Here is a 24,812-nt window from a genome sequence, read left to right as displayed (position 1 = left end):
AGCCTACTTTTAATTACTAGCTAGGATGCATAATGAAAAATAATATTGATCATACTGACCCCGCTAAAGATATGAATACGGAACGTGGCAATGGCGGTGAGACTCACCAGCGCGCAGGGGATGACACTAAAGTGCTAACGACCCAACAAGGTGTCGTCATCTCTGACAATCAAAACTCTCTAAAAGCAGGCGCACGTGGCCCCACATTGCTAGAGGACTTTGTATTACGAGAAAAAATTCATCATTTTGACCATGAGCGTATTCCTGAGCGTATCGTTCATGCGCGTGGTAGTGCTGCTCACGGTTATTTTGAACTCACTGAGTCGCTCGAAAAATATACCACGGCGAAAATTTTGACTGAAACAGGTAAACAGACGCCTTTATTTACCCGTTTTTCTACTGTTGCTGGTAACAAAGGCTCAAAAGATACGCCACGTGATGTGCGTGGTTTTGCCGTAAAAATTTATACCGAAGAAGGCAATTGGGACATCGTTGGTAACAACATGCCGATTTTCTTTATTCAAGATGCGATGAAGTTTCCAGATCTTATTCATGCTGTCAAACCAGAGCCTGATCGCGGCTTCCCGCAAGCGGCCTCTGCACATGATACGTTTTGGGACTTTGTGTCATTAAGTCCTGAGACCATGCATAATTTAATTTGGCTGATGAGTGATCGTGCACTACCACGCAGTTTACGCATGATGGAAGGCTTTGGTATTCACAGCTATCGTTTAATCAACAAAGAAGGCAAGAGTACCTTTGTCCGTTTCCATTGGAAACCTGTACTCGGTGTACAGTCAACCACGTGGGATGAGGCGGTAAAAATCTCAGGCGCTGACCCTGATTATCATCGCCGTGATTTATTTGAAGCCATTAATAATGGCGACTATCCTGAATGGGAGTTTGGCGTCCAGTTATTTACTGAAGAAGAAGCTGATAAGTTCCCGTTTGATCATCTAGATGCCACCAAATTGATTCCAGAAGAGATGGTGCCAGTGAAAGTCGTGGGTAAAATGGTGCTAAACCGTTATCCGGATAATTTCTTTGCAGAAACGGAACAAGTGGCGTTCTGTCCGTCGCATCTGCCACCAGGTATCGACTTCAGTAACGATCCATTATTACAAGGTCGTTTGTTCAGTTATCTAGACACCCAGTTATCACGTTTAGGTTCGCCTAACTTTGCCCAAATCCCAATCAACGCGCCGAAATGCCCGTTTGCCAATAATCAGCAAGATGGTCATATGCAGATGCAAGTCCCTAAAACTCGCACACTTTATGAGCCGCAAAGTTTAGACCCAACCAGACCACGTGAAAGCGCCAAGCGTGGCTTTGAATCATTCCATGAGCAGTTGGATGATGGTGTGAAAGGTCGCGTGCGTGCAGAAAGTTTTGCCGATCATTATAGTCAACCGCGGATGTTCTATCGCAGCCAGACGCCAGTTGAGCAAGCGCACATTGCTTCTGCTTATGCCTTTGAGCTAGGTAAAGTAGATACGGCACATGTACGTACGCGTATGCTGAGCCATCTGCCGCATATAGATGAAGACTTGGCAAATCGTGTGGCAACAGCGCTAGGTATGGAACTGCCAGAGCCTGCTGATGCCGCTGCTCCTATACAGGATATGGCGACATCGAAAGCAGTACAAACGATTGGTCTAACGCCGAAAAGTCTAAAAGGCCGTTTGATTGGTATCTTGGTCGCTGAAGGCTCCAAGCATAGTGAAATCAAAAAGTTTGAAGAGGCAGCAAAAGCGCAGGGCGCTAGTGTGAAAATCGTTGCGCCCAATAAGGAGGTTGTCTTAGATGACGACACTCGCATACAAGCAGATGAGCGCCTCGCTGGCGGTCCATCAGTGATGTTTGATGCGGTCGTTAGTATCATTATGCCAGAGCAAGCTAAGAAGTTAGCAAAAGACAGCTCAGCATTAGATTGGTTCAACGATGCGTATGGTCATTGCAAAGCCATTGCTTATTGCGGCGCGACTGATGAGTTTATCTTAAGTAAATTACCTATCGAAAAAGACAGTTTCGTGACGCCACTGGCTGAATTGGATAGCTTTATTGAGAATGCCAAATCTCGTCTGTGGGAACGTGAGCCAAAGGTTCGTGATTTGGCATAAGGTAGTATTAAGTTTGAACTTCTGATACTTTTAAAATTTTACCGATTTAACGAAAACTCAGCCTTAGCGCTGGGTTTTTTTATTGTAAGTTTTATAAAAAAGCAATTTATAGTCACAAGCGTTCACTCAAAGTCATTACAAGTTGAATGGTGGGCGTTATACTAAATCCTATTAAGGCGCGTTAAAAGCGTCTCCTATAGTAGGGATACTATAACAGTGAGCAATAATGTAGCAGGGAATGCAAATGAGTTTATGTGAAATTGTACGTTTAGAAGGATATATCCAAAGTACTTATCTTGCGGTATATCCAGATAAAATTATGCTGCTGGACGGTGGTTGCCGCCCTGATGTAGCGATGGTATTAGATTATATTAGAACGAGGTTACAGCGACCAATCAGCGATCTAAAAGTCGTCGTGGTGACCCATATGCATCCTGATCATGCAGGCGGCGCTCATCAATTTAGAAAAGAGACGGGCTGTATCATTGTTTCGGCAGAAAAAAAGCGTCAATGGTATAGCGGTATCGGTGGGCATGCCATGCATTTTGTGGATATAAATCTTGCGCATTATGTGGCGAGACGTCAAGGTCGCTCCCTTAAGAACCTGTATTATCCCGCCCATCTTACGCCTGATATTATCGTTAAAGATGGGGATAGTGTGCCGAAATTTGATGAATGGCAAGTACTGGAAACACCCGGACATACAGATCGTGACTTGTCTCTATTTCATGTACCAAGTCGCCAAGTCTATACGGCCGACCTCATTATCAAACTGCGTCATAAGTTCGTGGCGCCTTTTCCTATTTATGATCCTAAAGTCTATATTCAGTCACTACAAAGAATAAAGGCGTTGAAACCATCTATGGTTATGATGGCACATGGATGTGAGCTGGCAATAGATGCAGCAACTTTTGATATGCTGATTACGCAAGCACCCAAGCATCCACGGACGATCAAAGACACGATTAAGCATAAGTTACTGTGGCGAAAAGACGCTGACTTCACTATTTTTAAACGAAACCGTAAAAAATAAAGTGAAATTTTAAACAAAAAAAAGCCCAGTCACTATTAATATAATGACTGGGCTTTCTAAATATGGTGGGCCGACCGCGACTCGAACGCGGGACCAATTGATTAAAAGTCAACTGCTCTACCAACTGAGCTATCGGCCCTGAAGAGTGTATAAAAAAGCATGGCTTTTTTTAGCTCTGCAAGTGAATTTACAACTTCGTAAATTCGGTGAAGTTTTCTAAAAGAAAGCTTCTTAAACTTTGTTACTTATTATGCCAATACCTGATAGGGCAATGTACATAACAAGCATAATACTAAATATGGTGGGCCGACCGCGACTCGAACGCGGGACCAATTGATTAAAAGTCAACTGCTCTACCAACTGAGCTATCGGCCCTGAAGAGTGTATAAAAAAAGCATGGCTTTTTTAACTCTGCAAGATAAATTTCCTTAAAGGCAAACTTATTAAAACTAGACATCTAAAAAATGTCTTTAAACTTAATTTTTAATATTAGGTCAATCAACATTAAAAGAGGCATTAAGTTTGTTTCAACGTTTAAAGAATTTCTATCCCTAAACGTGAGAGCACATTATATACACTATCAGGACAATTACAACCCCGTAATATAAAAAAAGTGCAATTAAAGTAAAAAATATGCATTTTATTAACGTTTATCAGTGAATTTAAAGGAAATGCCGTATTCGACTGTCTGATATTTGGCAAATAGCGGTTAATCTCTAGAAAGTGCTTCAACAGGATCTAACTTGGCTGCATTACGTGCTGGTAAAAAGCCGAAGACAACGCCAATCAAGGTTGAACAAATAAAGGCAGCAATGATAGAGGTTGGTGAGTAAATCACTTTAAAGCTATCACCAGCAAAATTATTAATGATTTCACCGATAGCAAATGCTACTCCAATACCTAATAAGCCGCCCAAAATACAGACGAGTACGGCTTCTATCAAAAACTGCTGCATGATATCGTTTTGACGAGCCCCAACTGCCATACGTACCCCAATTTCATTAGTGCGTTCCGTGACCGATACTAGCATAATATTCATCACGCCAATACCACCAACGATCAATGAGATAACAGCAACCGATGAGATGAGCAGTGTCATAGTACCTGTGGTCGATTCAATGGTCTGACGAATAGAATCTGAGTTAATAATATTAAAATCATCTTTACCATGGCGACCTTCTATTATGTCGGAAATAGCTGACTCAGCTACACTAGATGAGACACTATCATCTAACAGTGCTATAAAACTATCAATATTTGCACTACCAGTTATACGTGACATCACAGTGGTATAAGGCATATATATGACGGGTGTCGTGCTACTTGGTCCAAAGCCACCGTCGCTTGCCTCAAGGACGCCAACCACGCGTCCAGGCACACTACCGATGAGTATGACTTCTCCGATAGGGTTATCTATATCTGCAAAAAAAGCACTCTTGGCATTGTCATCGATAATAATATCTTGACTGCGAAGGTCGATACTTTGCGAATCGAAACCTTGACCTAATGCCAGCGTCTCACCAGTGACCTCTAGATAATACTCACCAACACCATTGATGGTCGAGTCTTCCTGCACGCTGCGATAGCGTACGCTAGAGCTGGTATTGACTTGAGGGCTCACATTGATAACATACGGTTGACTGCTGACCGCTTCTGCATCTTCTGGTGTGAGGTTGTCGTCATTATATTTACGTCGCGGGTCGCCTCTAGGGTAGCCGTCATTGACGGTGATGGTATTGGTTCCTAGCGAGCTAATATTTGCGAGAATTTGCTGCTGAGAGCCTTGACCAAGACCAACGATAGACACAACCGCAGCGATACCGATGATAATGCCTAACATGGTCAGTAAGGTGCGCATCTTGTGTGCACGCATGGCAAGTAAGGACATTTTAAAAGCTTCGAGCAAACGATCCACAAAGCTTCCGAAGGCACTTTTACGATGTCCACCGAGGATAGATTCTGGGTGTTGAGTTGTCGGTTTATAATGCTCAGTTTTGTAATCTGCAATGACGTAGCCATCTTTTAACTCAATAACTCGTTCGGCTTGGGCAGCAAGTTTGGGATCATGAGTGACCATAATGATGGTATGACCTTTAGCATTTAGATCATGTAAGATCGCCATCACGTCTTCGCCAGATTTGCTATCTAGTGCACCAGTTGGCTCATCAGCTAAGATGACATCGCCACCATTCATCAGAGCGCGAGCAACAGAAACACGCTGCTGTTGGCCGCCTGAGAGCTGGCTAGGACGATTATTTACCTTTTCACCAAGACCTAGATCGGTCAAGAGCTTTTCTGCGCGATTGATTCGTGCCTCAGTATTCATACCAGCATATACGGCAGGGACAGCGACATTGTCCTTAGCACTGATATCACCAAGCAGATGATAACGCTGAAAGATAAAGCCAAAATGCTCTCGGCGTAACTCAGCCAATTCATCTGCCTCTAGCTTGTTTGCTGATTGGCCATAAATCTTATAGTCACCTGCTGTCGCCTGATCTAAGCAACCCAAGATATTCATTAATGTAGACTTACCAGAGCCAGATTGCCCGATAATCGCGACCATTTCACCTTGATTAATCGTTAAATTAACTTCGTGCAATACGCGAATGGTTTGCTCGCCGGCAGCAAACTCTCGAATAATACCCGACAGCTCCATAATGGGCTTGTCAGCGGTAGCTGCAGTATTGATATTATTCGGTGAGTCGTTTTCTATCGAAGCGCTACTGCTGTCAGTCGGCTGTTTAGTAGATTGAGATATAGTCATAGCAATGTCTTTAATCAAAGATAGTGAGTGTCATGATGAAAGGGCCAAGGTTTTTCAGCCCCTCCATCGTTAACATAGTCAAAGAATTAATTACATCCTTGGAGTACCACCAGGTATACGAGTACGACCACCACCTTTACCTGAAGCATTGGCACTACCTTCGCCGATGATGACTTGCTCACCTTCCTTCACACCACTCAAAATTTGCGCATTTACTCGGTTATCAATGCCCACTTCTACTGTGCGAGGTTCTACTGTGCCGTCATCATTTAGTACGCGTACAACCTTGCTGGTTTTTGCTTGACCTTCAGTTTGATTTTTCGCGGGTCTTTCTTGTATGGCTGCTGATGGCACAAGCAACGCGTCTTTGGCTTGATCGATGATGATATAAATCTGGGCGGTCATATCAATACGAAATAATCGCTCAGGGTTAGCTACTTCTACGTAGCCAACATAGTAGATTGCAGAATCGGTTGAGCTGGTCTTGCTAATTTCCTCAGGTGCCGGCTCAATAGCTGTCAGTGTCGCATCATACTGCTTGTCTGGATTACCGATGATATTAAAGTAGGCGGGCATACCAGCATTGACATTGATAACATCGGCTTCGGAGATTTGTGCGTTGATTCTAACAGTAGACAAATCTGCTAAGGTTACGATGGTCGGGGCTGTTTGATTGGCATTGACCGTCGTGCCTTGCTCTGTGGTCACTGAGACGACAGTACCTGATATTGGCGCGCGAATCGTTGTATAGCTAAGGTCTTCTTGAGCCGTTGCGACATTGGTTTGAGACTTTCGTAATGCTGCTTGTTGGCTATTAATGTTTGCAGTGGCTGTTGCAATGGCGGCTTGTGCCGTATCAATAGCAGCGCGTGCATTGGCAACGGCTGCTTTTGCGGTCTCGACACTGGTCGCTTGCGTATCATATTCTTGTTGTGAGATAGCATCGATAGCGACTAAGTCTTGCAAACGTGCAAAATCAGACTGTGCTTGTTTAAGCTCAGACTGACGGCTGGCAAGATCAGCATAGGCACTTTTTAGACTAGCTTGTTTGCTTAACGATTCTGCTTGCGCACTTTGTAGCGCGGCTTCGCTTTGCTCAAGACTGGCTTGTTCATTGCTCAGGCTGTTCTTCTGAGTCACTTGATCAATCTGTGCAATCAAATCGCCTTGTTTCACCTCGTCACCCACTTCTACATAGAGGTTTGTGACCTCACCAGAAACCTGTGCACCGACATCAACGGTATTAAGTGCTTTAACTTTACCTGATGCCATGACATTGTTTTCGATATCACCAACCTCAACAGGTGCGGTTAAATAACTGGGTTTTTCTTCCTCTGGTTTTAAAAAAGTATAGGCCAAAGCCCCTAATGCTACGATGATTAAGGCGATGACACCCCATTTGATAGCAGACTTTTTGCTTATTTTGCGCATAACAACAATCCAGTCACAATGAAATCAAGTGTACATATAGTAGAGGCTTGAAGTCCAAAAGGGAATGGTAATTAGTTTAAGAAAGGTTAAGAAGTTCAGCAGTAGAGATAAGGCAGACTATATTATGGAAATAATAAACAAAGGAAGAATGTAATGTTAAACCATCAGCAAATTCAAAAAATAATTAACGATTATAGTAAAAAGATAGGGCTAAATATTGATGATGTTATTTTAAGAGATATGCCTTCTGGATTTGGTGAGCCACACTTGGAGATAAGCGGTGGCTATTACCACTATGTAATATGTGAGCGCGGTAGTGAGTTATCTAGAGAATCTTTTTTAGATGTAGATGATTTCATTTATGAGTTTTTTGAGATGGTAACGTCTAGGGTAGCAGGCGAGTATGAGCAAGAGAATAGTGTCATGAGTGAAGATCAAAGAGTTATACGCTTTAATAAGCAAATTGAACTTATGACGCAGCTAAATCATGAATGGGGTAGAAAAAAAGAAGCAGATATAACAGAAACTTTAAAAAACTTTCCTTATTCAGTTAATAACAGAACTTACGATAAGAAAACTTGGTTAAACAAGTTGTTAAATTTCTTCAAATGATTAAACGACAAACAAACGCTTTCCAGATAGCTCTAACGCTGCCTGCAATAATAACTCCCACGCTGGCTGACGCACGAGTCCTTTGATGGCTTGGTCACATTTATAAAGCAGGGCAGGCCATTCAGCCGTTTGCGCTTTTGACTGGCGACGGCAAGCTTGCTGGTACAACCCTTGTTTGCTACGCCAAATACCAAGCGCTTGCGGATCTTGCCCATCCATCAATTGCATAATTTGCCGCATGTCTTTACTAACCGCCCATAATACCAAGGTGGTTGGCTCGTCGGTGGCTTTCAGCTGAAACATGATTTTGGCGACTTGAGTGCTGTTACCGGCAAGCATTGCATCCGATAAATCAAAGACGCTAAACTGTGCATCACTGACCAACGCGGCTTGTAAATCCTTAATGTCTAAGGCAACATTGTTTGGAAGTTGTGTAGAATGGTCAGTCTGTTGACTAGCCTCAATATTCTTAGCGACTAGCTGCGGCGCAAATAAATAGGAGAGACGCCATAAGGTCTGATAAGCGCTTAGCAGATGGTGCTCAGTATGCGACATAAGCAGCTGCCACGCCTCTTGCGATAGCCGTAAACCAAACTGCTGAGCTTGTATTTGCAGTAGCTGCTGTCGTTGCTGCTCATTATATAAATTGCAATCAATGACATGACCATATTGAGCAAATGGCGTAAACCACTTGCTGCTTTGCGCTCGTTTGTCTTGCTTGGGCGTGAGCCATAATAAGCTATGACTGTGCGTCCCTGTTTGAGCTTCAACGGCAAAGCGCTCAAGCTCAGTGATGACCGCCTTGTCAGGCTTATGGTTACCCGTCACGATGAGTGCACTGGCATCATCAAATAAAGACTGGCTACCAAGCTCTGACAATACTTCTTGCCAGCTCTTGACTGATATCAGCTCAATACGCTTAATCGCGTAATTCTGCGCGCGCCAATGTGGTCGCAGGGCATCGATGAGCCATTGACTGAGTAGTGGCTCATCACCATGCGCCAGCCACAAGCCAGCGACTGCAACGGAAGGCTGTAGTAGCTTTGGGTAGGCTTGTATAAAGGTATCTTGCATAGGGTAATAAGTACACAGATTGATGAAAATAAACGTGGAATGTGTTGCGCATTATAAATTATGGGTTTGGCACCACCACCGCGATCGACGTTGAGCCATTACCGCTTTGCACAGATTGTCTGACTCCAGAAGAGCTGACCTTGGGTAGGGAGATGGCGACATATTGATCAGTAATTCGGCGTGCCAAACTGTCATAGAGCCAGTCACGAATTTGATCGCCTTGCTGATCATCAGTGCTTACCGATGCTTCATTGTATTGATAGCTACGCTCGACTTGGATGGGGTTGCTTAGCGTAATTGGTTTGCCATTTTCCATGGTCTGATAGCTGACATCTGCTGAAAGTACCAAACGGATCTCTGTCAAGACACCGACCAGCTCATAACGCTTAAAACGGACGTTATTGATGGTGATAGCGGCAATGGGTTCAGCACTTGCCTGTTTGTTATTGTTCGCAACATCAGCTGCTGTCATGTTGTCAATGACCTCAACACCTAAAGTTTTTAGGCGTCTTGTCAATGGCAGCTTAAGCGGAAATGAGGTGCGATTGTCTTCGAGAATCACGGCTGTTTTGGCGACATCAAGCAGCATTGGCGCATCATAGCCACGCAGTTGAAAGCCGCAGCCACTAATAGCTGCCGTTGCACCTAATAGCGTAAACATTGGCAGGGCAGTCAGAAAAGCCGCCACCAGTTTTTGTCCGTTTGATTTTTTGGCAAAAGCGTCTTTTTTGCTCAAGCTGGCTTTGGGTGACTGACTTGCTCGATATTTATACGACATAATCGCTATCCTAATATTATAAAAAGGCTCAGACTAATCATTAAACTAATAAAAAGTACTGAGCCTAAAAAATCTAGCCTACCACCACGATGTTTACCAGCTTATTAGGGACGACGATTTCTTTTTTGATGTCGCCAGTCAAGAATTTTGCCACACTTTCCATCGAGCGTGCTTGTGCTTTTAGCTGTTCTGGATCGCTATTTGGGGCTACGTCCATTTTACCGCGCATTTTACCATTGACCTGTACTACCATCGTGATCATATCTTGTACCAGAGCGCTTTTATCAACTTCTGGATAATTCAAGGTAATGGTATCTAAACCCAATTGCTCAAGTAAATGTTCACCAATGTGCGGCGCATATACGGATAGCATAATCAGCAGATCCGTCAATGCCTCATGCTGTACCTGTAGGTCTTGCTTGCTATTGGCCTTAAAGCCAGTCAGCTCGTTGGCAAGCTCCATCAAACTTGATACAGGCGTGTTCAATGCCAAACGATCACCCAAATCACTATCGATTTTAGCAATGGTTTCATGGGTTTTACGGCGTAAGTTTTTGGCTTCTTTGCTTAAGCCATCAGTGCTCAAAGCTTCATTGTTCAGCGTCTCGATACTTAGGTTCGCGGCCGTAAGCGCTTGCATGTGTTCAGTAGCAATACGCCATACTTTTTTAACGAAGTTATAAGGGCCTTTGAGCGCATCATCTGACCATTCTAGCGTTTGATCCGCAGGCGCGGTAAAGAGCGTATAGAGACGAACGGTATCAGCGCCGTATTTATCGATGGTAATTTGCGGATCGACACCGTTGTTTTTTGACTTAGACATTTTTTCGATTTTACCAATGGTCACCGGCTGCCCATCAGCTTTTAAGATGGCTTTAATCGGTTGACCACGTTCGTCATAGTCGATATCAATGTCTTCTGCAAAGTAGTAGGTGGTACTGCCATCCGCATTTAGGCGATAGAATGTCCCTGCCAATACCATGCCTTGCGTCATCAAATTAGCAAAAGGCTCATTTCCTGACACCAAGTCTTCATCACGCATCAGTTTATGGAAGAAGCGTGCATAGAGTAGATGCATCACCGCGTGCTCAACACCGCCGATGTATTGATCGACAGGCAGCCACTTATTGGCGGCAGATTTATTGACCATGCTTTGCGCATCATTTGGGCTTGCAAAGCGTGCATAGTACCAGCTTGACTCCACAAAGGTGTCAAAGGTATCGGTTTCGCGTTCAGCAGGATTACCGCATTTAGGACACGTCGTATTGACAAACTCTGGAATATTTTTTAATGGATTTCCACGGCCATCAGGAACGACATCAGTCGGCAAGACAACGGGCAAATCTTGCTCTTCGACAGGTACGGTACCGCAATGCTCACAGTTTACCATTGGGATAGGACAGCCCCAATAACGCTGGCGAGAAACCCCCCAATCACGGAGACGGTATTGGATTTTTTTCTTTGCAAGCTCTTGTGGTTCTAGTTTGGTCAGCATCGCTTCAAACGCTTGCTCAAAGTCTAGCCCATCAAATTCACCTGAATTGACCAAAGTATTGCGTTCGGTATAAGCACGATTAATCTCAGTATCGTTCGCCTTTGCATCTGCTTCTAACGCATCGAAATAGCCGACAGGGATATCGATGACTTGTTTAATTGGTAAGCTGTATTTAATCGCAAATTCATAATCACGCTCATCATGAGCAGGGACAGCCATCACCGCGCCTGAGCCGTAGCTCATAAGCACATAGTTGGCAACCCATACTGGCACTTCTTCGCCAGTGAGTGGGTGCGTGACCGTAAGACCAGTAGCCATGCCGATTTTTTCAGCTTTAGCTAGGTCTGCTTCTGCAACTGAGCCTTTTTTGCAAAGCGCACAGAATTGCGCAATCGCTTCATCATGCTCAGCCGCATACTGCGCTAGCGGATGTTCGGCGGCGACCGCCACATAAGTCACACCCATTAAAGTATCAGGGCGAGTAGTGAACACATCTAACGTATTGGTCTCGCCAGCAAGCTCATAAGGGAAGTGTACTTCCATGCCTGCGCTGCGACCAATCCAGTTGCGCTGCATGGTCAATACTTCTGATGGCCAGTGACCTTCTAGCTGATCCAAATCATCGAGCAATTCGTCAGCATAATCAGTGATATTAAAGTAATACATCGGAATGTCGCGCTTTTCGACCGCAGCGCCACTACGCCAGCCTTTACCATCGATGACTTGCTCGTTGGCTAAGACGGTATTATCAACAGGATCCCAGTTGACGGTCGAAAGCTTTTTGTAGACCAAGCCTTTTTTGTATAGCTGTAAAAACAACCATTGCTCCCACTGATAATACTCAGGGCTGCAAGTAGCAAATTCACGTGACCAGTCAATAGACAAACCCAGTAGTTTAAGCTGCGCGCGCATGCTGTCAATATTGGCAAACGTCCATTTGGCAGGTGGCGTCTGATTGGCAATTGCCGCGTTTTCTGCTGGTAAGCCAAAGCCATCCCAGCCCATAGGCTGCATGACTTCATAGCCCTTGAGGCGATAATAACGGCTCAGTACATCAGAAATCGTATAGTTACGCACGTGACCCATATGCAGCTTACCGCTTGGATAAGGGAACATCGACAGCATATAGCGACTTGGCTTATCGCTTGGCTCATTGCTCACTTCAAAGCGCTTGTCAGTTGCCCATTTGGCTTGCTGCGCCGCTTCTATCGCTTGTGGGTTATAATGATTGTTTTCAGCTTGGTCAGATGTCACAGTATTGCTCATAGTTGGCTCGAGATTGATTAATACGAATAAATTGGGTGAAATTTCACAATGCCATAGCATAGCGTAATTTGGCGAAAATTGCGACGATATGATAGGGCGTTTGCGCATGACGAAGAATACAAATTCGAAAATTTGAGTGGGTTTTTAATGTTTTGGTTATCATAAACCAAATACCCATAGGCTTAGGTATAATAAACAGAATAATGATCATTGATTTGGAGTTTTTATGACCATCACTATTTACGGTATCAAATCTTGCAGCACCATGAAAAAAGCCTTTACCAAACTAGACGAGCTAGGTGTCAGTTATGAATTTCATGATTATAAAAAACAAGGTATCGATAAAGATAGCGTTAAGCGTTGGGTAGATGAATTAGGCATTGATAAAGTGCTCAATAAGCGCGGTACGACATGGCGCAAACTAGACGACAGTCAAAAGCAAGCGGCTGATGCTAGTCTAGATAACGCAATTGATTTGCTCGTAGAAAATACCAGTATGATTAAGCGTCCGATAGTTGAAGGTGAGCGGGTAGATAAAAATAAGCCATTATTATTATGCGGCTTTGACGAAGCCGAGTTTGATAAAGTTTTTTCGTAAAAGAATACGGCTACCATTAATAAAGCCTGAGCTAAGAACCTCTTAGCTCAGGCTTTATAACACCTAAAATAAACCAAATCACACTTGCGAGCCATATAAGCAAGACGTAAAAGCGAATTTGTTCGGCATTCCAATCTAGTGCAAACCACTCAATGAGGAAAAATGACTTCCACCCTTCTATCCATTTTGCGCCACCATAGCCAATAATCCACCAGCAATATAGGCTTTCTAAGATAAAAAGTAGACACCAGAGCCACAATGCCATGATTTACTCCTGCTACTCGGCCAATGATGAGCCTAAATCACGACTGATTAATGTACCAACCCCTTCATTGGTAAAAATCTCTAACAGCGTGGCATGAGGCACACGACCATCGACGATCACCGCGCTTTTTACGCCGCTACGTACCGCATCAAGTGCACATTGGATTTTGGGAATCATACCGCCTGAGATAGTGCCATCTTCAATGAGGCTGTCGACTTTCTTTGGCGTGAGTCCAGTCACGACTTCGCCGTCACGACCCAGCACACCCTTGATATTGGTTAGAAGCATGAGCTTTTCAGCTTGTAAAAATTCCGCTACTTTACCTGCAACCAAGTCGGCATTGATATTGTACGTATTGCCTTCGCTATCGACCCCAAGTGGCGCGATGACAGGAATAAAGTCAGAGGCAATGAGCATGTTAATCACGTCTTTGTTGACACTGACCACATCACCGACAAACCCTAAATCGACAGGCACAGCAATCCCATCTGCGCCAATTTTTTCCATCATCAGTTTTTTGGCTAGGATTAAATTGGCATCTTTACCCGTCAGACCAATGGCGCGGCCACCGTGCTTGTTGATTAAGCTAACAATAGATTTGTTGACGCTACCACCCAAGACCATCTCGACGATATCCATGGTGCTTTTATCGGTGACGCGCATCCCATCGATACGGTCTGACTGACGCCCCAACTCTTTTAATAAATTATCCACTTGTGGACCACCGCCATGCACGACCACGGGATGAATGCCAACGGTTTTTAACAAAACGATGTCGCGGGCAAATGAGCTCTCAAGCGCAGGATCCGTCATCGCATTGCCGCCGTATTTGACCACGATAAGCTTATCGACAAAGCGCTGGATATAAGGCAGCGCTGTGGTCAATACTTCAGCAGTATTTTTGGCATCATCTAAATTAAGCGTCATTATAAACTCCTAAGTTATGGTATTAAAAAGTCATATTTTTATTTGACAGCAACTACTTTGACGGTAACTATTTTGCTCAAAACTATTCGGCAGGAATAGCGACAATTTGTTCCGCCAGTTTTTTATCAAATGGGCGACATAAAGCGGCAAATTTTGCTTGGATGTCGCGTAAGTCTTCTATGCTATCACCAGCAAAGCGTGCGGTAAGATTGTGACTGGTATTTGATTGGCGGAGCACCCCAAAACCATGGGCGAAATCCAAACGAACGCCATCAATACAGCTCAGCTTCGTCCCCACTGGCAATAAGCATTTGGCTTGCTTGGACGTCATATATTGCCGACTCATCGAACAACGGCAAAGCGATGGCTGGCTAGTAGCTATCCAATGATCACCAGAATCTTCTGCCACGGTCGCTTCTACGAGCTGGCGTAAATACTGACAAAATTTGGTCAGCTGTACGACGAGAGCATCGTCTTTTTTAAGGGTTTTAGGCATCGGCAAATAATGATCCGCCGTACTGACCATAGCAGGCAATTGCTCTGTAATATCAGTCAGATATTTTTTACCGTAAGCATCGTAAGCCGCTAGCCAATGCAGCAATCGCAAGGCCGCGTACATGGCGTCATCATAAATAATAAAGCGGCTATCGTTAAATATGAAATGCCCTGACAATTCACCCGCAAAGACAATTTGACCAGCAGATTGCTGCATCTGTCGGCGCATAAAGCTGCTGCCCGTTTTACTGAGCACAGGTGTTGCGCCAAGCTCAGACAAGAGTTTCGGTAGATGATGGGAGCATTTAATATCAAAAAGGATTTGAAAAGGCAGTTGTGAATGGCCTGGGCTTTTAGAACACAGCGATTCGGGGTGTTCGGTCAGCGCCACTTGCGCTAATAAATATAGCAAGTGATCGGGCGTGACAACTTTACCGCTATTATCGACGATCATTAAGCGGTCGCCATCGCCATCAAAAGCGATACCTATATCTGCTTGATGTTGACGCACACTTCGCTGTAATTGTTTAAGACGGTGTGGTTCAGTGGGATCTGGATTGCCAGAGGGAAAACTGCCATCTGCGATGTCATTAATCATGATGACTTGCTGGCAAAAATGCTCAAATAAACGCTGGGCGATATTACTGGTCGCCCCATGCATGCAGTCTATGACCACCACCACATCAAGGGTGCCAGATGGTTGTTGGTTATCTTTGAGAAGTAGTTTATTAGAGGGATGGATTTGCTTAAAAACTTGAGCGATAGCCTCAATATAAGTCGTCGCGACTTGTGTATCAGATAAATTGAACGGCTGATTACAAATAGATTTAGCAGTTGTATTTTTCAGCGTATTTTGAGCATCAACCTGTGTTTGAGCGTGATTGAGGTGGCAAGCATAGTTAGCCCGTGTTTTTTGCCAAAGCAACTGAATCTCTGCATGGCTCGGAGATTGATGGTTGACTAACCATTTGATACCTAAAATGTCTTTAGCAGAATGACTGGCGGTGACGATAATGCCATGACCAGAATGTTGCTCTGCCCAAAAAACCATCATGGGGGTAGTAATTAACCCCAGCTGGATAACCTGTAGGCCATATTCAGTCAGTATATTAGCCAATCTCTGAGCGATAATATCACTACCGAGACGCACATCATAACCAAGCACAACGACGGTTCTTTTAAGGTCGATACTTGGTTTTGGTAAGCAGGCTTTGGCAGGAGCTGCGGTTGAGTTGCAATCTGCGACACTGTAAAGCTGAGCAAATGCCTTGCCTAATGCTTGGATAAAATCCGTCGTAAAATGCTGGCGTGAACCACGAATATCATAAGCACGAAATAAGCATTGCTGCGCAGCAAAAGACGGCATCGCTTACTCTCCTTATGGCGTGATTCACGTGATGGTGATTTTGTGATGACTAAAGTACAATTAACATGGCAAATCAGTAATGATAACTAATTACTGGCGGCCTGAATGTCCAAAGCCGCCTGCACCGCGTGCACTGGTATCACTAAACTCTGACACCACTTCAAACTCAGGGCGGGCAACGGGTACGACGACATATTGTGCCATACGTTCCGCAGGATTCAACACAAAGTCTTCATTACTACGATTCCAAATACTGACCATCAGCTCACCTTGATAATCGGCATCAATCAAGCCAACCAAATTACCCAAGACGATACCGTGCTTATGACCAAGACCTGAGCGCGGTAAAATCATCCCTGCAAAGTTAGGATCTTGGATATAAACCGCCAAACCAGTACCAATTAAATGCGTGGCACCTGCTTTAATCGTCAATGGCTCATCAATACAAGCGCGCAAGTCGATACCAGCGCTGCCATCAGTGGCGCGTGTCGGTAACGAGAACGCTTTATCTTCAGTAATTTTAGGGTTTAATACTTTAACTTGTACAGCTTGCATAACGCACTCACTTAACGGTTGGATAGTTTCTAAATCATATTGTTTCTAAATAAGATAATTTCTAAACTATATGATTTCTAAATAATATTGTTTGAACGTTGGCTATGTGATTATAGTATCAACACACTCGCCAAACCTAAGAATGACATAAAGCCGACGATATCCGTCACGGTGGTTAAAATAACCGAGGCGGATAGGGCAGGGTCAATATTCATGCGTTTTAGGAGCAGTGGAATACTAATGCCCGAAACGTTAGCAGCAGTCATATTAATGGCAATGGCAAAACCAATGACGGCGCTGATTTTAATGTCATGAAACCATAGTTGGGCAATAATCGCCATGATTATCGCCCATATGATACCGTTTATCGCGCCAACCCACAGCTCTTTATTTAATAACCATAAACGGTTAGAACCACCGATTTGACCCATCGCCATACCACGAATAACCACTGTCAGAGTTTGTGACCCAGCAATACCGCCCATACTCGCGACCACAGGCATGAGTATCGCCAGCGCCACCACTTTTGCCAGTACCGCCTCGAACTGACCAATCACAGCCGCAGCCAATAAGGCGGTACACAAGTTAATGCCTAGCCAAATACTGCGGCTTTTGGCACTGGTTAAAATAGGCGCAAACAGCTCTTCATCTTGGCTGACACCCGCGAGGTTTTTCATGGTGCTATCGACATCATCTTGGATAATTTCCATGATGTCCTCGCCATTTAATTGACCGACCAACTCACCATGGCTATTAATCACGGGGGCAAAACGAATGTCCTCTGAGCGGAAAATCGCTGCGGCATCTTGGATGTCTAAGCGATCATTAATGGTGATGGCGTTATCAATCAATTCTGAGACTAAAGTAGTTTGATCATGTTTAATCAAATCGACCAGACTGAGCAGCCCGAGTAATTGTTGGCTTTGATCGACGACCAGCAGCTCTTGGCTTTCATCATCGAGCAAATCGTCATTTTCTCGTAGCCAGTTTTGTACTTCTGCAAGAGTGATATCATCCCTGATCTGAATGAGGTCAGGATCCATATAACGACCGACTTCCCAGTCAGCATAGGTATCGAGCTTATTGACCTGTACTCGGATGTCTTCATCCAAGGTTGCCATCACCGAGGTACGCACACTTTCGGTGACGGTGTCTAAAATCTCAGAGATGTCTTGCGCATCAAGGTCTTGGGTAAATAAGGAAATGTCTTTCGATGAAACGTTTTCTAACAGCGGCTGGCGTGTATCAAACTCTAACTCGGCAAGTACTTCGCCTTTGATATTTTCTGGTACTTGTGCCCAAATCAATAAGCGATTTTGGCTAGGGAACGATTCTAATAGGCTCGCAATCTCATATTTGGACTGCTTTTCTAAAAACTCAGTAATCGCCTCGTATGCCTTGTCAGCAACCAAACTTTGCAGGTATAGAAGCTTATATTCGCCGCTATACTCTGCTGGATTGTAATCTCCCTGTAGCGTAGATGGTCGTTCCTGATCAGGCATAGGGGTAGGCATAAAGGTTCCAAAGTTTTTAGAAAGTATAAATAATAACAAACACTAAAATGTCGAATAAGTGCTAATTTCTCATGTCGCTAACTGGTGATGCTCTCAAGCGTTGAGCCTAACGCTAACGATTACCCAATAAAGCGCGAATATTAGCCAAGTATTCATCAGCAACGGCTTCTGGGTCTTTAGTCGCTTTTTTCTTTTTCGCCTTGGCTGGCCAGTCAATATGCTCTTCTGGTAACTCATCTAAAAAGCGCGATTCAGAAGTGACACGCATCTGTCCGCCTGCACGGCGCTGAGTCGCTAGCGTCAATGTCAGCTCTCGACGCGCACGAGTAATGCCCACATACATCAAGCGCCGTTCTTCTTCGACCGTCTCGCTTAGGATAGAATTGCGGTGCGGTAGCATTTCTTCCTCAAGCCCCATGATATACACAAAATCAAATTCCAAACCTTTTGCTGCATGCAAGGTCATCAAGTTAACCTTGTTGGTATTTTCTTCTTCTTGCTGTTGCTCGAGCATATCCAGCAACACCAGCTTACGAATGATGGTATCAATGGTGCGATCTTCGTCTTCTTCGGCGCGATTAATCAGCGATTGAATACTAGTGTAGAGCATATCAATATTATCGATACGGTTTTTTTCTTGTTGCGGGGTTTTAGCGTCGCTACGCACAAAGTCGATATAACCCGTTTCATCAATCATTTGACGCACGATAGGCACAGGGTCAGGATGCTGATCGAGCTCACGCGTATAATGTTCAATAAACTCACCGAACTCCTTTATCGTACCATAAGCCTTCGATGGTAAAACATGCGCGAGCCCTGCATGCGTACAAGAAGCGAGTAGCGAGATGCTATGCTCTTGTGAAAATAAGCCTAACTTCTCTAGCGTTGCTGGCCCCATTCCACGCTTAGGCGTATTGATAATACGTAAAAACGCACTGTCATCCTCAGGGTTAAGAATCAAACGCAGATAGCCCATGATGTCTTTGATTTCACTACGCGCAAAGAACGACTGACCACCCGATAATTTATAAGGCACTTGCAGTTGACGCAACTGCGCCTCTAGCATGCGCGCCTGAAAGTTACTGCGATAAAGAACGGCGTACTGCTCCCATTCATTACCGAAACGCAGTTTATGAGTGACAATCTCTTTTGCTACACGCTCAGACTCATCATCATCATTACGACAGTTAATAATGCGAATTTTTTCGCCTTGACCTTTATCTGACCAGAGTTTCTTTTCAAATAAATGCTCGTTATTGGTAATAACGGCATTGGCAGAGGTCAAAATACGCGTGGTCGAGCGATAGTTTTGCTCAAGCATGACGATTTTTAATTTAGGGAAATCTTCTTTGAGTAGCGCCATGTTTTCAGGTTTTGCCCCGCGCCACGCATAGATAGATTGATCATCATCGCCCACGACGGTAAAACGCCCTTGCGGTCCGACTAAGTATTTAATCATCTCATACTGGGCGGTGTTGGTATCTTGATATTCATCGACGAGCAAGTAACGAATACGGTTTTGCCATTTATCGCGCAGCTCTCTGTTTTCACGTAATATCTTGGTCGGCACGACAATCAAATCATCGAAATCAACGGCGTTATAAGCACGCAAATTGCGCTCATATAAGGCATAGAGGGTGGCGAAGATCATGTCTTCTGGATCGTCTAAGGTTTCCATCGCCTTATCCGGCTCAATCAGATCGTTTTTCCAGTCAGAAATCATTTTAATGGCTTTGCCGACCAATTCACGACTTTCAGCGCCGCTTAAATTATCACGCATCATCAGCTCCATCAGCAAACGCTTACTGTCGTCACTGTCCATGATGGAGAAGTTACCCTTGAGTGGTGTATGAATCAGCTCATAGCGCAAAAACTGTAGCCCAAATTGGTGAAAGGTAGACACCGTCAGCCCGCGAGTTTTTTCACTCGGCAGCAATTTACTGACACGGGCTTTCATCTCGCGCGCCGCTTTATTGGTAAAAGTCACCGCGGTGATACGCTCGGCTGGCATGTTGCATTCTTCGATTAGATAGGCAATCTTGCGGGTAATCACCGATGTCTTACCGGAGCCGGCACCTGCTAGCACAAGCAATGGACCGGATACGTAAAGCATCGCTTCTTGTTGTTTGGGATTAAGTTGACTCATAAGGTGACCTGTAAGACAAAAGCAAAAAGAAAGCAAAAAAGACGAGTGTTGATATCAAGCGTTGCTCAGTGAGATAAAAACAGCACGTATGAGGCAGATCGATAGCGCAAAATGGCAACATAGCATTATAGTTTGTTGCATCATCTCAATATCAAAACATAGCGTCGATAAGGTTAATCAACCTATCCGCTAATCACGCTCATGACCATTAATATTTTGTGACAATTAATCAAGAGAGCCATCGTTAAAACAGCCGCTGATACTAGCATGCAATTAGGCGGGTTATTATAAAGCAAAAACCGTCACATTGGGGAGGAGTTCAAGGATCGGCACTCAGTAAAAAAGCGTTAATTTTTCGTGACTTATACTATATATACTAGCATCCACTCAAAAATGTGGATTTGGGCTTAATATAAGGTAACGTCTATATCATAATTCATGGCAAAAAAAACATGTTTCTTTCACCTATAAAGTGACCGTTCAATACAGTTAAAAACTAGCTTTTAGACACTGATATGCGTATAGTACGTAAATAATTTATGCCAGTTGTCTCGTCATTGTTGACCACGTGTAATGAGCTATTAAATCAATTAAATAAACTATCGAATATGATATTGATTTAATACGTTGATCTTACGTTGTTAGAAGATGCGTTAGGCGACCAGCCTTTCTCCATTGTATGTCGGAGTATCTATAGTTGGTCATGTCTGACATCGTCGTCAATAAGCTTGATAATTGGTTATTACCAGCACAGTATCTATATGAGCCATTGAGTTATTAAGACCCAATGGCAGTTACTTTGTGTTTTCGTCTGCGTTATGCCAGTCGCTATTACCACTCTATAGTTTGTGAGTATGCGCGCTGCGCTTGACACTCGATTGGGTGAGGAGCACGTATTATCATGTCTGCTTTTAATTGGTCAGCCATTGCTTTTATCTTAGCCGCCATTGGGCTAGTGGTCTTTATGCTGGTTGTGCCGCGTTTGCTTGGCGGTCGCTCTCAGGGCTCACAAAAAGAAGAAGTATTTGAAGCGGGTGTTGTCGGAGCTGGCAACGCCCGTATTCGTTTGTCTGCCAAATTCTATTTGGTGGCAATCTTCTTCGTTATCTTTGATTTAGAAGCACTATATTTGTACGCTTATGCCGTTTCAGTACGTGAAGCAGGCTGGCTGGGCTTCGCCGCTGCCGCGATATTCATTACCATCTTGATTATAGGCTTGGTATACGAGCTCAGTCTGGGTGCGATGAATTGGGCACCATCGGACAAGCGCCGCAAGCAACCACGTCTATATGCAGCTCCGGCAGGTTTTAATTTGGCAGATATTACGCAGTTTGATGGCGTCGATGAGCTGATGGTCGATCCAACTGGCAAGATACCAGCCCAGTCTTCAGGGCAGATTAACGTCTCGAACAATATCGAGACCAACCGTCGTCACTTGCAAAATATCGATCATATTAATACTACTGGTAATGTGACTTCCATGGATTTTGCCACATCTGCGCAACAAGACAAAGTCAAACGCTAATCGCTTTTGACGGTCTTGTGGCACGTTACTGCAAAATGGTCGTCTATTAATAATAGAAGTTCAGGAGATAGCGGAAGCAAGATGATTGCTGCGCTTCGCCTAATATAAAGGTTGTATGTTATGAAATACACATTAACAAAAGCCAACCCTGATGCAGATATCTATCCTGCACAGACCAGTCAAACGGTCAATGATCCAATCGAAGACGAAGTGAATAAAAACGTCTTTATGGGTCGTCTCGAAGACCTTGTCCATTCAACAGCAAACTGGGGGCGCAAGCACTCACTTTGGCCATTTAACTTTGGCACCTCTTGCTGTTATGTCGAATATGCCACCACCCTAACTGCCGTTCATGATTTGTCACGTTTTGGTGCCGAAGTCATTCGCGCGTCGCCCCGTCAGGCAGACGTGATGATCGTTGCTGGTACTTGTTTTGTCAAAATGGCACCGGTTATTCAGCGCCTGTATGAGCAAATGCTTGAGCCAAAATGGGTTATCTCGATGGGTGCCTGTGCCAACTCTGGCGGTATGTATGATATCTATTCGGTCGTGCAAGGCGTGGACAAAATTATCCCTGTTGATGTCTATGTGCCCGGTTGTCCGCCGCGTCCAGAAGCGTTGATCCAAGGCTTGATGTTGCTGCAAGAGTCGATTACTAAAGAGCGTCGCCCGCTAGGTATTCATGTCAATGATCAGGGTATCTATCAGCCACAAATGACGCCTGAGCGTGACCGTAAGCAAGCAGATCGTATCGCTGTGAAAAATTTGCGTAGCCCAGACAGTATTTAATCAGCGAGCCTGCAGCCAAACTGCATGTGAGAAACAGCATTTAGGCATAAATTATTTGGCTATATCATGTTTTAGCTTGGCTCAATCATACACAATCCGTAAAAGTGCTCAGTACGCATATATTCATCGTAGTTCGCTTATGTTTAGCGTAGTTCAGTTATGATTAACATAGCTCGGTTAGGCTCAACATAGCTCAATTATGATTAATGAAGGAATACATCATTCATGGTCACGGTAGTCGAAAACATTGATCCTAATAACATGGATCCTAACATTAAGCCTGTTCCAGCGGTTATCACCGAGCTGGAGCAGAATTATGCCGGTAAGTTTGTCGTGCAGCACACTGTGGATGAGATTCCAACGGTTTGGGTGGCACGTGCTGATTTGCTGGATATTCTTCTATACCTGCGTAAATTACCCCAGCCATACGTCATGCTATTTGACTTGTCAGCGATAGATGAGCGCTTACGCCAACATCGCCAAGGGTTGCCTGACAGTGACTTTACGGTGTTTTATCACCTAATGTCGCTTGAGCGTAATAGTGATGTGCGTATTAAAGTCGCGCTGAGTGAAGACGATGTCAATGTGCCGAGCGCCACCAATATTTGGCCAAATGCCAACTGGTATGAACGTGAAGTGTGGGACATGTTCGGTATTGTCTTTACCGGTCATCCGCATTTGACCCGTATCTTATTGCCAAAATACTGGGAAGGTCATCCACTGCGCAAAGAGTATCATGCGCGTGCGACTGAATTTACTCCGTATTTCTTGAACACCGCCAAGCAGCAATACGAGCAAGAGAACCTACGGTTTGTCCCAGAAGAATGGGGCATGAAACGTTCAGGCCGTGATGAAGACTTTATGTTCTTGAACATCGGTCCTAACCATCCCTCTGCTCACGGTGCGTTCCGTTTGGTGCTACAGCTCGATGGTGAAGAAGTCGTCGATTGTATCCCTGATATCGGTTATCACCATCGCGGTGCAGAAAAGATGGCTGAGCGTCAAACTTGGCACTCATTTATTCCTTATACCGACCGTATCGATTATCTCGGCGGTGTGATGAATGAGCTGCCGTACATCATGTCGGTTGAAAAGCTGGCTGGGATTACGATTCCACCGCGCGCTGAGACCATTCGCGTGATGATGAGCGAGTTTTTCCGTATCACCAATAACTTACTGTTCGTTGGTACGTTCATTCAGGATGCGGGCGGCATGACCCCTGTATTCTATATGTTTACCGATCGCCAAAAGGCCTATGACGTTATCGAAGCCGTAACTGGCTATCGTATGCACCCCGCTTGGTTCCGTATCGGCGGTACTGCTGCTGACCTACCACGTGGCTGGCAGCGTTTGGTTCGTGAGTTCTTAGATTGGATGCCAAAACGCTTGGACGAATATGTCAAAGCAGCATTGCAAAACAGCGTGCTCAAAGGTCGTACCCAAGGTGTTGCTCAGTACAATGCTAAGCAAGCACTTGCTTGGGGCGTGACGGGCGCTGGTCTGCGAGCGACAGGCGTTGACTTTGATTTGCGTAAAGCACGTCCATACATGGGCTATGAAAATTACGATTTTGAAGTGCCAGTCGGTTACAACGGTGATGCGTATGATCGCTGTATGGTCAAAGTCGAAGAGATGCGTCAGTCATTGCGTATTATCCGCCAGTGCATGGATAACATGCCACAAGGCCCTTATAAAGCCGATCATCCACTCGCCGTACCGCCGCCAAAAGACCGTACCTTAAACGATATTGAAACCTTGATTAATCACTTTATCTCAGTATCTTGGGGTCCTGTGATGCCAGCGGGCGAGTGTACGACGATTGTAGAAGCGACCAAAGGTTTGAACAGCTATTACATCACTTCGGATAAGGCGACGATGAGCTATCGTACCCGTATTCGTACGCCGACATTTGCGCATTTGCAGCAGATGCCATCGGTGATTAATGGTTCGCTCGTCTCTGATGCCATTATGTATTTGGCATCGATTGATATTGTAATGGCTGACTGTGATCGTTAGTACTGTAATCGATAGTGCTGTGATCGCTAATGCTTTGATC

Annotated in this window: 18 protein-coding genes and 2 tRNA genes; 7 read left to right on the top strand and 13 right to left on the bottom strand. The window is 44.5% G+C overall.

Annotated features, from left to right (window positions below; all coding sequences use genetic code 11):
* Nucleotides 1–32 precede the first annotated feature (32 nt).
* Together ACI2JM_RS03670 and ACI2JM_RS03665 are read left to right on the top strand one after the other, a co-directional pair.
* Nucleotides 33–2,120: a catalase gene (locus tag ACI2JM_RS03670; protein ID WP_404642185.1), complete on the top strand. Its 2,088-nt coding sequence runs from the start codon at nucleotides 33–35 to the stop codon at nucleotides 2,118–2,120.
* Nucleotides 2,121–2,364: 244 nt separating this feature from the next.
* Nucleotides 2,365–3,153 (top strand): MBL fold metallo-hydrolase, encoded by a 789-nt coding sequence (locus tag ACI2JM_RS03665; protein ID WP_404642183.1) that lies wholly within the window; start codon nucleotides 2,365–2,367, stop codon nucleotides 3,151–3,153.
* A 63-nt stretch (nucleotides 3,154–3,216) separates the two neighbouring features.
* Here ACI2JM_RS03665 and ACI2JM_RS03660 read toward each other — a convergent pair.
* The 4 genes from ACI2JM_RS03660 to ACI2JM_RS03645 form a co-directional block, all read right to left on the bottom strand.
* Nucleotides 3,217–3,292: transfer RNA gene (locus ACI2JM_RS03660), tRNA-Lys, on the bottom strand.
* Nucleotides 3,293–3,452: 160 nt separating this feature from the next.
* Nucleotides 3,453–3,528 (bottom strand) — tRNA-Lys (locus tag ACI2JM_RS03655).
* Nucleotides 3,529–3,862: 334 nt separating this feature from the next.
* Nucleotides 3,863–5,812: a MacB family efflux pump subunit gene (locus ACI2JM_RS03650; RefSeq protein ID WP_404642213.1), complete on the bottom strand. Its 1,950-nt coding sequence runs from the start codon at nucleotides 5,810–5,812 to the stop codon at nucleotides 3,863–3,865.
* Between the two features lie 198 nt (nucleotides 5,813–6,010).
* Nucleotides 6,011–7,351, bottom strand: a complete 1,341-nt coding sequence (locus ACI2JM_RS03645; RefSeq protein WP_404642181.1) for an efflux RND transporter periplasmic adaptor subunit — start codon at nucleotides 7,349–7,351, stop codon at nucleotides 6,011–6,013.
* Between the two features lie 153 nt (nucleotides 7,352–7,504).
* Between ACI2JM_RS03645 and ACI2JM_RS03640 the strand changes: the two genes are divergently transcribed.
* The gene (locus tag ACI2JM_RS03640; protein ID WP_404642179.1) at nucleotides 7,505–7,963 is read left to right on the top strand and encodes an Imm63 family immunity protein; all 459 of its coding nucleotides are present in this window, start codon (nucleotides 7,505–7,507) and stop codon (nucleotides 7,961–7,963) included.
* Here the strand turns inward: ACI2JM_RS03640 and holA are convergent, their stop codons facing one another.
* From holA to leuS, 3 genes are all read right to left on the bottom strand, one after another.
* Nucleotides 7,964–9,037 (bottom strand): DNA polymerase III subunit delta, encoded by a 1,074-nt coding sequence (gene holA / locus ACI2JM_RS03635; RefSeq protein ID WP_404642177.1) that lies wholly within the window; start codon nucleotides 9,035–9,037, stop codon nucleotides 7,964–7,966.
* 58 nt (nucleotides 9,038–9,095) lie between these two features.
* Nucleotides 9,096–9,815 (bottom strand): hypothetical protein, encoded by a 720-nt coding sequence (locus tag ACI2JM_RS03630; RefSeq protein WP_404642175.1) that lies wholly within the window; start codon nucleotides 9,813–9,815, stop codon nucleotides 9,096–9,098.
* 73 nt (nucleotides 9,816–9,888) lie between these two features.
* Nucleotides 9,889–12,576 carry a leucine--tRNA ligase gene (gene leuS, locus ACI2JM_RS03625; RefSeq protein ID WP_404642173.1) on the bottom strand — a complete coding sequence of 896 codons (2,688 nt, stop codon included), beginning with the start codon at nucleotides 12,574–12,576 and terminating at the stop codon, nucleotides 9,889–9,891.
* Nucleotides 12,577–12,802: 226 nt separating this feature from the next.
* Here leuS and ACI2JM_RS03620 point away from each other — a divergent pair, with 226 nt between their 5' ends.
* Nucleotides 12,803–13,174: an arsenate reductase gene (locus ACI2JM_RS03620; RefSeq protein WP_201603964.1), complete on the top strand. Its 372-nt coding sequence runs from the start codon at nucleotides 12,803–12,805 to the stop codon at nucleotides 13,172–13,174.
* Nucleotides 13,175–13,205: 31 nt separating this feature from the next.
* Here the strand turns inward: ACI2JM_RS03620 and ACI2JM_RS03615 are convergent, their stop codons facing one another.
* From ACI2JM_RS03615 to ACI2JM_RS03590, 6 genes are all read right to left on the bottom strand, one after another.
* Nucleotides 13,206–13,439, bottom strand: coding sequence for a hypothetical protein (locus tag ACI2JM_RS03615; RefSeq protein ID WP_055124538.1), 234 nt, complete (start codon nucleotides 13,437–13,439; stop codon nucleotides 13,206–13,208).
* 12 nt (nucleotides 13,440–13,451) lie between these two features.
* Nucleotides 13,452–14,366 carry an acetylglutamate kinase gene (gene argB, locus ACI2JM_RS03610; RefSeq protein WP_055124537.1) on the bottom strand — a complete coding sequence of 305 codons (915 nt, stop codon included), beginning with the start codon at nucleotides 14,364–14,366 and terminating at the stop codon, nucleotides 13,452–13,454.
* An 82-nt stretch (nucleotides 14,367–14,448) separates the two neighbouring features.
* Complete coding sequence (locus tag ACI2JM_RS03605; RefSeq protein ID WP_404642170.1) at nucleotides 14,449–16,227, bottom strand: phosphomannomutase/phosphoglucomutase; 1,779 nt, start codon at nucleotides 16,225–16,227, stop codon at nucleotides 14,449–14,451.
* 90 nt (nucleotides 16,228–16,317) lie between these two features.
* The gene (gene dut, locus ACI2JM_RS03600; RefSeq protein WP_045444733.1) at nucleotides 16,318–16,782 is read right to left on the bottom strand and encodes a dUTP diphosphatase; all 465 of its coding nucleotides are present in this window, start codon (nucleotides 16,780–16,782) and stop codon (nucleotides 16,318–16,320) included.
* 110 nt (nucleotides 16,783–16,892) lie between these two features.
* The gene (mgtE, locus tag ACI2JM_RS03595) at nucleotides 16,893–18,296 is read right to left on the bottom strand and encodes a magnesium transporter (RefSeq protein WP_083475673.1); all 1,404 of its coding nucleotides are present in this window, start codon (nucleotides 18,294–18,296) and stop codon (nucleotides 16,893–16,895) included.
* A gap of 112 nt (nucleotides 18,297–18,408) precedes the next feature.
* On the bottom strand, nucleotides 18,409–20,442 hold the full coding sequence (locus tag ACI2JM_RS03590) for a UvrD-helicase domain-containing protein (protein ID WP_404642167.1): 2,034 nt from the start codon (nucleotides 20,440–20,442) through the stop codon (nucleotides 18,409–18,411).
* Between the two features lie 901 nt (nucleotides 20,443–21,343).
* Here ACI2JM_RS03590 and ndhC point away from each other — a divergent pair.
* The 3 genes from ndhC (at nucleotide 21,344) to nuoC (ending at nucleotide 24,772) form a co-directional block, all read left to right on the top strand.
* A complete protein-coding gene (ndhC, locus tag ACI2JM_RS03585; protein ID WP_055124534.1) occupies nucleotides 21,344–21,967 on the top strand; it encodes an NADH-quinone oxidoreductase subunit A in 624 nt (207 codons plus the stop codon).
* Nucleotides 21,968–22,087: 120 nt separating this feature from the next.
* Nucleotides 22,088–22,756 carry a NuoB/complex I 20 kDa subunit family protein gene (locus ACI2JM_RS03580; RefSeq protein WP_404642164.1) on the top strand — a complete coding sequence of 223 codons (669 nt, stop codon included), beginning with the start codon at nucleotides 22,088–22,090 and terminating at the stop codon, nucleotides 22,754–22,756.
* Between the two features lie 225 nt (nucleotides 22,757–22,981).
* Nucleotides 22,982–24,772 (top strand): NADH-quinone oxidoreductase subunit C/D, encoded by a 1,791-nt coding sequence (gene nuoC / locus ACI2JM_RS03575; protein ID WP_404642162.1) that lies wholly within the window; start codon nucleotides 22,982–22,984, stop codon nucleotides 24,770–24,772.
* The last annotated feature ends 40 nt before the right edge of the window (nucleotides 24,773–24,812 follow it).

Source organism: Psychrobacter sp. NPDC064578 (genome assembly GCF_044901245.1).
In the GTDB taxonomy this organism is placed as follows: Bacteria; Pseudomonadota; Gammaproteobacteria; order Pseudomonadales; family Moraxellaceae; genus Psychrobacter; species Psychrobacter cibarius_C.
The sequence above is the reverse complement of the archived record's forward strand: the minus strand, read 5'-3'. Positions and strand labels throughout refer to the sequence as shown.